Here is a 14,344-nt window from a genome sequence, read left to right on the forward strand (position 1 = left end):
GAGTAATGTCAAAGTCAATCAATTCGTCCGTCACGAGTGGTGTGCGGACACGATGGAAGAGGTACTCGGATATGTCTACGGAATCCCGTCCCTCGATGGCGTCGGTCGATCCGGCCGCGCGCGAGGATTACATTTACAACCGGCTACTCAAGGAGCGCATCATTTGGCTGGGCTCCGAGGTCGCTGATGAAAACGCAAACGCCATTTGCTCGCAGTTGTTGCTGCTCTCGGCCGAGGATCCTGTAAAGGACATCTACCTCTACATCAACTCGCCTGGCGGCTCCATCACCGCCGGTATGGCCATTTACGACACCATGAAGTTCATCCCGAACGACGTGGTCACCGTGGCAACCGGCTTGGCTGCATCCATGGGACAGTTCCTTTTATCCTCGGGTACGAAGGGCAAGCGCTACGCAACCCCGAACGCACGTATTTTGATGCACCAGCCTTCTGGTGGCATCGGCGGTACGGCTTCTGACATCCGTATTCAGGCTGAACTGATCCTTCACATGAAGAAGGTCATGTCTGAGCTGACGGCAGAGCAGACCGGCCAGCCACTCGAGCGAATCCTCAAGGACAATGACCGCGACAAGTGGTTCACTGCTGAAGAGGGTCTCGAATACGGCTTCTTCGACAAGATCGCAACGCACTCGACCTCCGTCTCTGGCGGCGGCGGAGTGAAGTAGCAGCGGCACACGGTTTATTAGGAGCAGGAATGAACTTCAATCCATCAAACATTGGCACCTCTGGTGCCTCTAACATGCCGTCGGCTCGTTACGTTCTTCCACAGTTCGAAGAGCGCACCCCGTACGGTTTTAAGCGCCAGGATCCTTACGCGAAGCTCTTTGAGGATCGCATTGTGTTCTTGGGCAACCAGGTTGATGACGCGTCTGCAGACGATGTCATGGCGCAGTTGTTGGTTCTCGAGTCCATGGACCCAGAGCGCGACATCACGCTGTACATCAACTCCCCAGGTGGTTCTTTCACCGCGATGACGGCCATCTACGACACCATGTTGTTCGTGCGTCCCGAGATTCAAACTGTTTGCTTGGGCCAGGCTGCATCTGCAGCTGCTGTGCTCTTGGCAGCCGGTGCACCAGGCAAGCGCTTGGCGCTTCCAAACGCTCGCGTTTTGATCCACCAGCCAGCAATGGGTGGCGGCGAACGCGGCACCGCAACGGATCTGCAGATTCAGGCTGAAGAAGTTATGCGCATGCGTTCATGGCTCGAGAACACCTTGGCGTTGCACACCAACCGTGCACCTGAGGAAGTCGGCAACGACATCGAGCGCGATCTCTACATGACCGCCGAAGGCGCTAAGAACTACGGCCTGATCGACGAAGTGTTGGCACCTCGCAAGGTCAAGCCACAGGCAATCGCAAAGTAAGCGCTCGGCATTTCGCCCACGGGTAAGTAATGAACGCGAAGGGGCGTGTCTTTTACAGGCACGCCCCATCTTTTTCACCTAAGTGTCCGTGTCCTGATCTACAGTTGAAGATAGTTTCCGCGGGCTCACGCTCGTTTGACGAGTCCGCACCATTTTTTGGAGGTTGAACCACATATGGCACGAATGGGTGAAAGCTCAGAACTGCTCAAGTGTTCCTTCTGTGGCAAGAGCCAAAAACTTGTTCGCAAGTTGATCGCCGGTCCAGGTGTCTACATTTGTACAGAATGTATTGAGCTGTGCAACGAGATCATTGAAGAAGAACTCGGTGAAGTCACCGAGCAGGGGGAGATGACCCTCCCTTACCCCAAGGAAATCTTCGACTTCCTACAGGAATACGTCATTGGTCAGGAAGGCGCCAAGCGCGCTCTGTCTGTCGCTGTGTACAACCACTACAAGCGTATCCAGACGCTCAATAGCTCCAAGACCATGCAACTGGGAGAAGAGCCTCATCCACTGGATGAAGTGGAAGTCTCCAAGTCCAACATTCTTCTGATTGGCCCAACTGGTTGCGGTAAGACGTATTTGGCGCAGACCTTGGCTAAACGTCTGAACGTGCCGTTCGCGGTGGCAGATGCAACGTCGCTTACCGAAGCAGGCTACGTTGGCGAAGATGTTGAGAACATCCTGCTCAAGCTCATTCAGGCTGCTGACTATGACGTCAAACGTGCCGAGCAGGGCATCATCTACATTGACGAGATTGACAAGATCTCGCGTAAGTCGGAGAACCCGTCCATTACCCGTGACGTATCAGGCGAAGGTGTTCAGCAGGCACTGCTCAAGATCCTGGAAGGAACGGTCGCCTCCGTACCACCACAGGGCGGACGCAAGCATCCTCACCAGGAATTCCTGCAGATAGACACCACGAACGTGTTGTTCATCGTTGCCGGCGCTTTCGCTGGTCTCGAAGACATCATTGGTTCGCGTGCTGGCCGCAAGGGGATTGGCTTCGGAGCTCCGCTCGCAAGCCTATCCAGCGAGACCGCGTCTTACGGCGACGTTCGTCCAGAGGACCTCTTGAAGTTTGGTTTGATTCCAGAATTCATTGGCCGTCTGCCGATCATCACCACCGTAGAAAACCTGGATAAGGAAGCTCTCATCCAGATCCTCACGGCTCCTCGCAATGCGCTCATCAAGCAGTACCAGAAAATGTTCATGCTGGACGGCGCTACCTTGACGTTCACAGAGGACGCGCTGGACGCCATTGCTGACTTGGCAATGGACCGTGGCACGGGTGCTCGTGGTCTGCGAGCAATTCTCGAAGAGACGCTCGGCCGCATTATGTTCGACCTTCCGGGACGCACAGATGTGGCAGAAGTGATCATTGACCGAAACGTCGTGATTGACCACGCAGAGCCAACCTTGATTTCACAAGAAGTGGCACGCAAGCGTCGGAATAAATCTGCATAATTTTGAGCTATTGCTCATAACGGGGGCAGGATGAGCAAACGTTCATCTTGCCCCTTTGCATGACGTCGCTAAACGCGGCGCACTATTTTTGATCAACCTCTGAGGAGAGACTTGTGACTGAGACCGTAGCTACAGAGCATTCCGTTGTTGATTTCTGGTTTGACCCAACCTGCCCGTTTGCCTGGGCCACCTCGCGTTGGATGCTTGAAGTGGAAAAGGTCCGTTCGGTCAAAACGAACTGGCACGTCATGAGCCTTGCCGTATTGAACGAGGGCCGCGACGAATTGCCAGAGGACTACAAGGCACACTTGAAGACCGCATGGGGACCAGTTCGCGTTTTGATCAAGGCTGCTCAAGAGCACGACGATGACGTCATCGGCAAGCTCTACACGGCCATGGGCACGCTGATTCACCAGGAAAAGGTTCAGGACCGCGACGAGGTTGTCCGCCGCGCACTCGAGATCGTCGGACTTCCGGCCAACCTCGCTGACGTCGCTCACACCGACGAGGTTGACGACGCCCTTCGCGTCAGCCACTCCGAGGGTATCAGCCGTGTGGGACAGGACGTTGGAACGCCAATCGTTGCCTTCAATGGCACCGCATTCTTCGGTCCCGTCATCACGCGCGTTCCTAAGGGAGAACTCGCTGGCGAGCTCTTCGATGCTTCGGTGACGCTGGCTTCGTACCCGCACTTCTTCGAGATCAAGCGCAGCCGCACCGAGTCCCCAGTGACTGAGCTCTAGTCACTGATCATTATTGACTGAGGTTTAGTTACTGATCTCTATTCACTGAGGTCTAGTCTCTGAGATCTGTTCACTGAGCTCAAGGTATTGAGGTCGACAGCAAAAAGTCGCCCGCACCTCCTCTTTCGAGGAACGTGCGGGCGACTTTTCTATTGCAGCCTGTGCGCGGACTGACTACTCGGCTGGAACTTCAGCCTCAGCCAAGACCACGTCGGAGATCGTCAGTTCTCCGTCAACGTTGGCGAAGTGCAGATCCTTCGCGTTACCGGCGGCAAGCAGATCGCCCAAGCCGTTGCGAATACGCTCGACCTGTTCGGCCGGAGCATTCACGGTGGCGCTGGTAACTTCGGTGCGCTGCTTAACCTTTGCCTCGGACTTGGCCTTACGCAGGCCACCCAGGGCCAACGCGACATCGGTCAAGACACGAGCGTCGGCGTCGGCAACGGCGTTCGCGAACGAATCGGCGGTTGGCCAAGCGGCACGGTGTACAGATCCTGCACGCCACCAGCCCCAGACCTCTTCGGTCGCGAATGGCTGGAACGGTGCCAAAAGACGCAAGAGTGCATCGAGCGTCGTGGCCAAGGTGGCAAGCACGCTGGCTTGCTCCTCTTCACCACGAGCACCGTAAGCACGGTCCTTGATGAGCTCCACGTAGTCGTCCGTGAAGGACCAGAAGAAGGACTCGGTGATCGCAAGGGCGCGAGCGTAGTCGTACTGCTCAAACGCGCGGGTGCTCTGCTCGATGACCTCGGCGAGGCGCACCAAGAGCGAGCGGTCCAGAGCGTTCGTGACTACGGCGGCGTCGTCAACAATAATGTTGGCTTCGGTGGCGCCGAGGTTCAGTGCGAACTTAGAGGCGTTGAGAAGCTTGATGGCCAGACGACGACCAATCTTCATCTGAGCCACTTCATACGCGGTATCCGCGCCGAGCTTGGCAGATGCTGCCCAGTAGCGCACGGCGTCAGAACCAAACTCGTCAAGAATCTCGTTCGGGACCACCACGTTGCCCTTGGACTTGGACATCTTCTTGCGGTCCGGGTCAAGGATCCAGCCGGAGAGTGCCGCGTGCTTCCACGGTGCGCAGTTGTGCAAAGAATCTGCACGAACGGCGGTGGAGAACAACCACGTACGGATGATGTCGTGGCCCTGTGGACGCATGTCGAACGGGAAGACCTTCGAGAAGTAGTCCTCGTCAACGCCCCACTTGCCCACGATCTGCGGGGTCAAGGAAGAGGTAGCCCACGTGTCGAGCACGTCAGGATCGCCCATGAAGCCGTTCGGCTGGTCGCGCTGAGACTCGTCAAAGCCTGGAGCAGTCTGAGCAATCGGGTCAACAGGAAGCATGTCTTCGGTTGGAAGAATCGGAGCCTCATAGCGTGGCTCGCCGTTCTCGTCCAAGGCGTACCAGACAGGAATCGGGACACCGAAGAAGCGCTGACGGGATACCAGCCAGTCGCCGTTCAAGCCAGCAACCCAGTTCTCGTAACGGGAACGCATGAAGCTTGGGTGGAACTCGATCTCGCGACCGCGCTGGATCATCTGGTTACGGCGCTCTTCGGAGAGGCCACCGTTGCGGATGTACCACTGGCGAGACGTGACAACCTCAAGAGGCTTGTCACCCTTCTCGTAGAAGTTCACGGCGTGCATGATCTTCTTTGGCTCTCCGTCAAGGAGTTTACGCTCGGTCAGCATGGAAACCACGGCTTCCTTAGCGGAGAACGCCGTCTTACCAGCCACCTGCGCGTACGCTTCGCGGCCGGCCTCGGTGGTGATCCACTCAGGAACGTCGCCGCTGACGCGACCATCGCGGCCAATGATGGCACGCGTTGGAAGCTGAAGTTCACGCCACCAGGTCACGTCGGTCAAGTCACCGAACGTACACACCATGGCAATACCGGAGCCCTTATCAGCCTTAGCCAATGGATGCGGGTGAACCGTAACAGGAACCTCGAACAACGGAGACGTCACCGTCTTGCCGAAGAGGTGCTTGTAGCGGTCATCGTCCGGGTTAGCTACGAGAGCTGCACACGCTGGCAAAAGCTCAGGGCGCGTGGTCTCGATGAAGACCTGCTCGCCGTCTTCAGCAGTGAAGGGGTAGCGGTAGTAAGCGCCAGCAACTTCGCGGTCCTCAAGCTCAGCCTGAGCCACAGCGGTGCGGAACGTGACGTCCCACAGCGTTGGGGCCTCGGACAAGTAGGCGTTTCCTGCGGAGATGTCACGCAAGAACGCGCGCTGCGAGGTGGCACGCGAGTGGTTGTCAATGGTGCGGTACGTGATGTCCCAGTCCACGGACAAGCCGAGGGTGGTGAACAAGTGCTCGAAGACCTTCTCGTCTTCAGCAGACAACTTTTCACACAGCTCAATGAAGTTCTGGCGGGAGATAACATCCCAGTCGCGCTGGTTCTTGGCTGGCTGCGCTGGTGGCTGGTAGTCAGGATCGTACGGCTTGGTTGGCTCGCAACGGACACCGTAGAAGTTCTGCACGCGGCGCTCGGTGGGCAAACCGTTGTCATCCCAACCCATGGGGTAGAAGACGTTCTTACCGGTCATGCGCTGGTAGCGCGCCAAAACGTCAGTCTGGGTGTAGGAGAAGATGTGTCCTACGTGAAGAGAACCAGACGCCGTTGGCGGGGGAGTGTCGATCGAGAAGACCTGCTCGCGCGTGGTGTTCTCATCGAACTTGTAAGTGCCCTCTGAACGCCAACGGGCGGTCAAGGACTCCTCAAGCCCTTCAAGAGCTGGTTTGTCTGGAACGGATACGGAAGTGGGCGTGTCTGTGCCCGGAATATTGGAGGACATGCCTTCTATTCTTCCACGTTCACATGGCGAGACTGGCAACCGCTCGCGCGCTAGGGTGGATTTATGAGTGAGACCACGTCAAATCTTGAAAACACTTCGTCCACCCGTGCAGCAGTTGTCACGGGAGCAAGCTCCGGAATCGGCGCCGCCAGCGTTCGTCAGCTGACCGCACAGGGCTGGAAGATCTTCGCTTTTGCACGCCGCGAAGACAAGCTCAAGACAATTGCCGAAGAGACTGGCGCCATCGCCGTGGTGGGCGACGTCAGCAAGCAAGAAGACGTAGACAACCTCCTCGCAATCGTCACGGAACAGGGCGGCGTAGACACCGTCATCAACATCGCCGGCGGAGCACTCGGCGTGGACACCGTGGGCAACGCAAAGGACGAAGACTGGGAGCACATGTACGCCAGCAACGTGCTGGGCACCATGAAGGTCACCCGCGCGTTCTTGCCCATGCTTCGCGCTAACGGCGAAGGAACCGTGCTGAACCTGACCAGCATGGCAGCGCTCGTCTCCTATGAAGGTGGTGGCGGATACAACGCTGCTAAGGCTGCCGAACGCGCAATGACGCAAGCACTCCGCCTCGAAGAAGCAGAGAACAACGTCCGCGTGATGGAAGTTCTCCCCGGAATGGTTTACACGGAAGAGTTCTCGCTGGTCCGTTTGGGCTCCAAGGAAGCAGCGGAGAAGGTCTACCAAGGCGTCGAGAAGCCGTTGCTTGCCGAAGACATCGCGGACATTGTTTCCTACGCCGTCAACGCACCTCATCACGTCAACCTTGATGAGATCGTCGTGAGGCCTGTAGCACAACCGGCGGTGCATAAGGTGATACGCAAAAAGTAGCGGTATCATAAAGAGAACTGCGTTGACCCGGCTATCACCGGTGAGCATTCGGAAGAACGGAAGCGCTCGCGTTTCTTATTAGACCCGAACGGGATCGCCCGACATAGCGAAAATCAAGCGGCGTCGTCGTACTCAAATATGGGTACGCATGACGCAAGCGGGGTGGTACCGCGACCCTTTCGCCAATGCGAAGGGAGCTCGTCCCCGCATCGAAGCGAAGACCCCACCGGGTCGCCGATGCCAGGACCGATCATGAGCTTTTACCCCAAGGCCACTACAGATCCCGAACGTGGAACTCCCGCGTCCCCACGATTCCCAGCGATGGAAGAGCGCACGCTCGCATACTGGGACAAGGACGGAACGTTCCAAGCCAGCATTGATCAGCGCGCCGCCGGTGAGAATGAGTTCGTCTTCTATGACGGACCTCCCTTCGCCAACGGCCTTCCGCACTACGGTCACTTGCTGACCGGCTACGTCAAGGACCTCGTAGCGCGCTACCAGACCCAGCAGGGCCGCCGCGTTGAGCGCCGCTTTGGTTGGGACACGCACGGTCTGCCTGCTGAGCTCGAAGCGATGAAGCAGCTGGGTATGACGGATAAGAACGAAATCCTTGCCATGGGCATCGACAAGTTCAATGACGCTTGCCGCGCGTCCGTCTTGAAGTACACCGACGAATGGCGCGAGTATGTCACGCGCCAGGCGCGCTGGGTGGACTTCGACAACGACTACAAGACCCTCAACGTTGAGTACATGGAATCCGTGCTGTGGGCGTTCAAGAACCTCAGCGATCAAGGCCTGACCTACAAGGGTTTCCGCGTTCTTCCATACTGCTGGAAAGACGAAACGCCGCTGTCAAACCATGAATTGCGCATGGATGATGACGTCTACAAGAACCGCCAGGACCCTACCGTTACGGTGGCTTTCGAGCTGGCGGGGGAGAAGGCTGATGCGCTGAGCCTAGGCGGAACCTACGCGCTCGCATGGACCACGACGCCGTGGACCCTTCCTACGAATCAGGCTCTCGCGGTTGGTCCTCAGGTCACCTACGTGACCGTTCCGGCTGGCCCCAACGGCGCTGGCATTGGCGAAAACTTCGCACCGAAAGCATTCTTGCTTGCGAAGGATTTGCTGGGTGCGCACGCGAAGGATCTTGGGTACGACGACGCAGCTGCCGCAACAGCCGCTGTCACTGGCGAATTCCAGGGCACCGACCTTGAAGACGTGGCCTACACGCCGCTGTTCGATTACTTCACGGACGACGAGACCTACGGCACGGGAACCGCTTGGCGCATCCTCGTGGCTGACTACGTGACCACCACGGACGGTACCGGCATTGTTCACCAGGCTCCAGCCTACGGTGAAGATGACCAAGCCATCTGTGAAGCGGCCGGCATCCCTGTGGTGCTGTCCGTAGATGAAGGCGCGAAGTTCCTTCCGCTCTTCGCCAAGCCAAGCCCCTCCGGCTCCACCGAGCTCGCCGAGATTGCTGGCGTGCAGGTGTTCGAGGCGAACAAGACCATCATCCGTGTCCTCAAGGACAAGGGTGTGCTGGCTCGTCAAGCAACCTACGAGCACTCCTACCCACACTGCTGGCGCTGCCGCACGCCGCTCATCTACCGCGCGATCTCCTCGTGGTACGTCTCCGTCACGAAGTTCAAGGAGCAGATGCTCGAACTGAATGAAGAGATCAACTGGATCCCGGGCAACGTGAAGCACGGCCAGTTCGGCAAGTGGCTCGAGAACGCTCGCGACTGGTCCATCTCCCGTAACCGCTTCTGGGGTTCGCCAATCCCTGTCTGGGAATCTGACAACCCTGAATACCCACGCACCGAGGTCTACGGCTCTTTGGCTGAGATCGAAGAGGCGTTTGGCCGTTTGCCGTTGAACCATGAGGGTCGGGTTGACCTGCACCGTCCGTTCATCGACGATCTGGTGCGCCCGAACCCGGACGATCCCACGGGACAGTCCATGATGCGCCGCGTGGAAGATGTCTTGGACGTCTGGTTTGACTCCGGATCCATGCCATACGCGCAGGTGCACTACCCGATGGAAAACCGCGAGTGGTTTGATACCCACAACCCGGCTGACTTCATCGTGGAGTACATCGGACAGACGCGTGGCTGGTTCTACACGCTGCACATCTTGGCTACTTCTTTGTTCAAGCGTCCTGCGTTCAAGAACGTCATCAGCCACGGCATCGTGTTGGGATCCGACGGACAGAAGATGTCCAAGTCCCTCCAGAACTACCCGAACGTCAACGAGGTCTTGGACCGCGACGGCTCTGACGCCATGCGTTGGTTCCTCATGAATTCACCGATCCTTCGTGGCGGCAACTTGATTGTCACGGAAGAGGGCATCCGCGAAGGCGTGCGCCAAGTGCTCTTGCCGCTGTGGAACGTGTGGCACTTCTTTAGCCTGTACACGAACGCTGCGAACAACGGCGCCGGCTACGAAGCCAAGCTGCGTTACACCTCGAGCGATCCGCTGGACTCTTACATGCTCTCCGCCACCGGAAACTTGGTGCGAGACGTCAAGGCCAACATGGACGCCTACGAGGTTTCGAGCGCTACCGAAGCCATCCGCTCCTACATGGAAACCCTGACGAACTGGTACGTGCGCCGTTCCCGCGAGCGTTTCTTTGCCGAAGACGAGCAGGCCTTTGACGTGCTCTACACGTGCTTGGAAACCTTGTGCCGCGTGGCTGCACCGTTCTTGCCACTCGTCACGGAAGAAGTGTGGCGTGGCCTCACGGGCGAGCGCTCGGTGCACCTCACGGATTACCCGAACGCCGAAGACTTCCCGCAGGACGTGGCCTTGGTGGAAACCATGGAGCTCACCCGCACCATCTGCTCCACGGGCTCGTCCTTGCGTAAGGCCTCCAAGCTGCGCGTGCGTTTGCCATTGCAGTCTTTGACGGCAGCCGTTCCAGAACCTGCACGCTTCGGCGACACGTTCGCGAACATCATCGCCGAAGAGCTCAATGTGCGCGCCGTGTCATTCGTGGACGCTGCCACCACGAGTGCCGCAGACTTCGGTCTTTCTCAGCAGCTCACCGTCAACGCTCGCGCGGCCGGCCCACGTTTGGGCAAGGACGTTCAGCGTGCCATCAAGGGCGCCAAGTCTGGCGACTGGAGCGTTTCTGACGCTGGTGTCGTGACGGCTGGCGGCCTGGAGCTTCAGGAGTCCGAGTACACGCTCGAGTCCGTGGCTGCCGAAGGCCCTGGAGCTGTGGCTGTTCTTCCTGCAGGTGGCTTCGTGGTCCTTGACACCGACGTGACCCCTGAACTGGAAGCTGAAGGCACCGCTCGCGACATGGTTCGCGCCATCCAGAGCGCGCGTAAGGAAGCTGACCTCGCAGTGAGCGACCGCATCCGCACCACGCTCACCGGACCGGCCAACGAGATCGGTGCAGTACGCGCCAACGAGGACCTGGTGAAGGGCGAAACGCTCACGCTGGAACTCGAATTGGTGGTTGAGGATTCCTTGGAGAAGACCGAGGTTTCTGTTCAGAAACTGAACGCACAGGTCAATGCCACGGAAGCTGGAGTCTAAGTATGAGTACGTATGACGAATACTCGGTAGCGAGTGTCTACACCGAACTCCTGGGCCGCGCGCCGGAGAACAAGATCGAGCCTCGCATGGAGCCGATGTTCCGTGCCATGGAGATCTTGGGGGAGCCCAACAAGGCCTTTCCGATCATCCACATCACGGGAACGAACGGCAAGACCAGCACGGCTCGCATGATCGAGTCTCTGCTCATGGCCCACAACCTCCGCACGGGCCGTTACACGAGCCCGCACTTGGCGAAGGTCACCGAGCGCATTGTCATTGACGGTGAGCCCGTGGACGATGAAACGTTCGTGCGCATTTGGGACGAGATTCGTCCTTACTTGCTCATCGTGGACGAAGAGCTTGAGGCTCGTGGCGAGAACAAGCTCACGTACTTCGAGGCCGTGACCATCCTGGGCTTCGCGATCTTCGCGGATCAGCCCGTCGATGCAGCGGTTATCGAGGTGGGCTTGGGTGGCATCACCGATGCCACCAACGTGGGCGATGGCCAAGTATCCGTAGTGACCCCAATTTCCTTGGATCACACGGATCTCTTGGGCGACAGCGTTCGCGACATCGCACTCGAGAAGGCCGGCATTATCAAGCCGGGCGGCTTCTTGGTGTCCTCCGAGCAGGATCCAGAAGCTGCACAAGTCCTTCTCGAGAAGGCCCGCGAAGTCGGCGCCGAGTTCCGGTTCGAAGGTGTTGAGTTCGGCGTGGAGCGCCGTGACGTGGCCGTGGGCGGCCAGGCGGTCTCCATTTCGGGACTGGCCGGACGCTACGAAGACATTGCTCTGCCACTCCACGGCAAGCACCAAGCTCAGAACGCAGCTGTGGCTTTGGCGGCAGTCGAAGCGTTCATCGGCGGCGGCGAGAAGATGCTCAACGAGGATCTGGTTCGTGCCGGCTTTGAAGCAGCTTCCAGCCCAGGACGCCTCGAGCTAGTTCGCAATTCTCCGTCCGTCCTGGTGGACGCCGGACACAACCCGGATGGCATTCGCGTTTCGGCGGAAGCTGTCAAGGAAGCTTTTGGCTTCAGCAAGCTGGTGCTGGTGGTGGGCATTCTTCAAGAGAAGGACGCTCGCTCGATGCTCGAGGAAATGTACCGTCAATACGGCGAACTGGTTGAGGACATCTGCCTCACGCAGTCCAACTCGCCTCGCGCTATTCCGGCAGGCGAGCTGGCCACGATGGCCATCGAGGTGGGCTTTGACGAAGATGATATGTTCGTCACCGAAAAACTGGATGACGCCATTGACTGGGCCGTTTCACGCGCTGACGAGGCTGAAGATTTTGGTGGGGGAGTTCTCATCACCGGATCCATCACGCTAGTAGGCGAAGCTCGAACGTTGTTGGGAAAGTAGGCCATGGCAAGAGAACGAAAGCCACGTCCAGCTCCGGGCACTCCTAAGCCTCGCCGCTCCACGCGCGTGCTCTTCGCATCCACCATCCTCACTTTCGAGGCCTTTGTGATGTTCTTCGCAGGCATCGCGATGGCCGGAACTCACCGAGACCAGCCAAGTGCACTTTGGATTCTTGGGGGAGCGTTCTTCATCGCGGCACTGTGCATCTACACGTGCACGCTGTTGAAGAAGCCTCTTGGCTACTGGATTGGTTGGTTGATCCAGATCGCCATGATCCTCTTCGGTTTCGTAGAGCCCATGATGTTCCTGATCGGCGTGCTGTTTGGCGTCACCTGGTGGTACGGCGTGACCAAGGGGCGCGCGGTGGATATCGAGAACAAGGAACGCGACAAAGCCCAAGCTGAGTGGGAAAAGGCCCAGGGCCTCAACACTCAGACCTCCGGGCCAGCCAGCACCGAGTCCTAACCCCGAAGCCAGACCCACTAGAATTTCCAGTAGAAAACACTATTCGTGAGGAGTTCAGCCATGTCCGCAGAACAATCCGTAGAACGTACCCTGATCTTGGTGAAGCCAGATGGCGTCAAGCGCCAGCTCAGCGGAGCCATCTTGGCTCGCGTTGAAGCCAAGGGCTACGCCATTGCTAACTTGAAGATGGTCAACGCTGACCGTGCACTCTTGGAAGAGCACTACGCAGAGCACCAGGGCAAGCCATTCTTCGAGCCACTCGTTGAGTTCATGCTTTCCGGCCCAGTCGTTGCCGCTATCGTCGAGGGTCACCGCGTCATCGAGGGCTTCCGTTCCCTCGCCGGCACCACGGATCCAACCACGGCAGCTCCAGGAACCATCCGTGGCGACTTCGGTCGCGACTGGGGCCTCAAGGTTCAGCAGAACTTGGTGCACGGATCTGACTCGGTTGAGTCAGCCGAGCGCGAGATTGGCATCTGGTTCAAGTAACCGCCTGGCCAAATTCGGCCAAGCATATATAAGAAATGCCCCGAGCAATACGCTCGGGGCATTTCTCGTTTCCGCAGCTATTCAGTCACCAACACCAACGAATTATGACGCTGGGAAAAACGCGTTCATAAAGCGGAAGAAAATGCTGGCCATAACAGCAATTGCGAGCAGCGCCACCAGCATCCACGTCCAGCCGGTGAAGAACCGCTTCACGCCATCGCCGGAGGGAATGACGTCCGTCAAAACATTGCGCGCCATGGTGGTGAAGAACAGGATGATCATCATGGCCCACACGATCATGCAGTAGATGCAGAGGGCGTTGATTTCGTAGACAGCTTGGCTCCAGAGCCACACGCAGAAAGCGAATGCCAACGTGATGCCGGTCTGGAAAGCAATCCAGTACCAACGTGGGAAACGCGCGCCGGAAAGCAGGGACATGCCGATAGAGATGACTACTGCAAAACCAATAATGCCGATGATCGGGTTCGGGAATCCGAAGAGCGCAGCCTGCCACGAACGCATGACGGTACCGCAGGAAACCCACGGATTAATGTCACAGCTCGTGACGTGACCGGGATCCTTGTACAGCGCAAAACGCTCGAGCACCAGGATGAACGACGCGATGAAGGACACGATTCCGGTGATCGTGACGATCCACCCAAATCCCTTGTCGCTAGCCCAAGCGGGAAGCGAGTTGTACGAAGAACGCACGCCGGCGCCGTCGTCCTCATGGTCTTGATACGTATCCGCTGCGCTCAAAGGCGTGGCATTTACGGAGTGAGACAAACGAAACTCCTCAGTCATCTTTTATCAATTGACAGGCTTGTTGATTGCCGCTGATTCTAGGTGATGAAGCTGGGCTTTAGATGGAAAACTTGTGACGTTATTCGATTGGTGATGCGAATAACTTGCAGGTATGTGAAAGAATAGCTCTTGGTCAGCAGTGGCCCCACACGTCACCACTGATCCAGCGACAGGCTTCCAGGATCCCTTGCGATGCAACGATTGAGCCGACGGACGAAGATTGAGGTCCGTGGCCCCGAAGACCGCAGGCATCCGCCGCATTTGTATCGCGGCCGGAAAAGCGCCGCTGTTCCTACGGACGGCCCGCGCCCACGAGTGAGCGCGAATCCGATGGAAAACCCAGACTTCCGAGGGTCGGAGGACATTAGTCCCGACCTCTCGACCGAGATGCCGGTGCTCTTGATGTGGCAAGGGTAACGGTAAGGAGTGCTATC

Annotated in this window: 12 protein-coding genes; 10 read left to right on the forward strand and 2 right to left on the reverse strand. The window is 57.9% G+C overall.

Going from position 1 to position 14,344, the window contains the following annotated elements; genetic code table 11:
* Positions 1 to 95: 95 nt before the first annotated feature.
* The 4 genes from BKA12_RS03435 to BKA12_RS03450 all read left to right on the forward strand — a co-directional run bounded on the left by BKA12_RS03435 (position 96) and on the right by BKA12_RS03450 (position 3,597).
* Entirely contained in the window at positions 96 to 686 is a 591-nt protein-coding gene (locus BKA12_RS03435; RefSeq protein ID WP_183644499.1) for an ATP-dependent Clp protease proteolytic subunit, read from the forward strand.
* Positions 687 to 715: 29 nt separating this feature from the next.
* Positions 716 to 1,387: an ATP-dependent Clp protease proteolytic subunit gene (locus BKA12_RS03440; RefSeq protein ID WP_183640655.1), complete on the forward strand. Its 672-nt coding sequence runs from the start codon at positions 716 to 718 to the stop codon at positions 1,385 to 1,387.
* A 174-nt stretch (positions 1,388 to 1,561) separates the two neighbouring features.
* Positions 1,562 to 2,854: an ATP-dependent Clp protease ATP-binding subunit ClpX gene (gene clpX / locus BKA12_RS03445; protein ID WP_183640657.1), complete on the forward strand. Its 1,293-nt coding sequence runs from the start codon at positions 1,562 to 1,564 to the stop codon at positions 2,852 to 2,854.
* A 113-nt stretch (positions 2,855 to 2,967) separates the two neighbouring features.
* Positions 2,968 to 3,597, forward strand: a complete 630-nt coding sequence (locus BKA12_RS03450) for a mycothiol-dependent nitroreductase Rv2466c family protein (protein ID WP_183640659.1) — start codon at positions 2,968 to 2,970, stop codon at positions 3,595 to 3,597.
* Between the two features lie 174 nt (positions 3,598 to 3,771).
* Here BKA12_RS03450 and valS read toward each other — a convergent pair whose 3' ends face one another.
* Positions 3,772 to 6,396 (reverse strand): valine--tRNA ligase, encoded by a 2,625-nt coding sequence (gene valS / locus BKA12_RS03455; RefSeq protein ID WP_183640660.1) that lies wholly within the window; start codon positions 6,394 to 6,396, stop codon positions 3,772 to 3,774.
* Between the two features lie 63 nt (positions 6,397 to 6,459).
* Here valS and BKA12_RS03460 point away from each other — a divergent pair, with 63 nt between their 5' ends.
* From BKA12_RS03460 to ndk, 5 genes are all read left to right on the forward strand, one after another.
* Positions 6,460 to 7,239, forward strand: a complete 780-nt coding sequence (locus BKA12_RS03460) for an SDR family oxidoreductase (RefSeq protein ID WP_183640662.1) — start codon at positions 6,460 to 6,462, stop codon at positions 7,237 to 7,239.
* 252 nt (positions 7,240 to 7,491) lie between these two features.
* The gene (ileS, locus tag BKA12_RS03465; RefSeq protein ID WP_183640664.1) at positions 7,492 to 10,791 is read left to right on the forward strand and encodes an isoleucine--tRNA ligase; all 3,300 of its coding nucleotides are present in this window, start codon (positions 7,492 to 7,494) and stop codon (positions 10,789 to 10,791) included.
* 2 nt (positions 10,792 to 10,793) lie between these two features.
* Positions 10,794 to 12,152: a bifunctional folylpolyglutamate synthase/dihydrofolate synthase gene (locus BKA12_RS03470; protein ID WP_183640665.1), complete on the forward strand. Its 1,359-nt coding sequence runs from the start codon at positions 10,794 to 10,796 to the stop codon at positions 12,150 to 12,152.
* 3 nt (positions 12,153 to 12,155) lie between these two features.
* The gene (locus BKA12_RS03475) at positions 12,156 to 12,617 is read left to right on the forward strand and encodes a DUF4233 domain-containing protein (RefSeq protein WP_183640667.1); all 462 of its coding nucleotides are present in this window, start codon (positions 12,156 to 12,158) and stop codon (positions 12,615 to 12,617) included.
* A gap of 60 nt (positions 12,618 to 12,677) precedes the next feature.
* Complete coding sequence (ndk, locus tag BKA12_RS03480) at positions 12,678 to 13,106, forward strand: nucleoside-diphosphate kinase (protein WP_183640669.1); 429 nt, start codon at positions 12,678 to 12,680, stop codon at positions 13,104 to 13,106.
* 102 nt (positions 13,107 to 13,208) lie between these two features.
* Here ndk and BKA12_RS03485 read toward each other — a convergent pair whose 3' ends face one another.
* Complete coding sequence (locus tag BKA12_RS03485) at positions 13,209 to 13,892, reverse strand: vitamin K epoxide reductase family protein (RefSeq protein ID WP_246361594.1); 684 nt, start codon at positions 13,890 to 13,892, stop codon at positions 13,209 to 13,211.
* A gap of 210 nt (positions 13,893 to 14,102) precedes the next feature.
* On the opposite strand from BKA12_RS03485, the gene BKA12_RS03490 reads away from it, so the two are divergent.
* A complete protein-coding gene (locus BKA12_RS03490) occupies positions 14,103 to 14,327 on the forward strand; it encodes a hypothetical protein (protein ID WP_183640672.1) in 225 nt (74 codons plus the stop codon).
* Positions 14,328 to 14,344: the final 17 nt, after the last annotated feature.

Source organism: Neomicrococcus lactis, from assembly GCF_014200305.1.
GTDB classification, from domain to species: domain Bacteria; phylum Actinomycetota; class Actinomycetes; order Actinomycetales; family Micrococcaceae; genus Neomicrococcus; species Neomicrococcus lactis.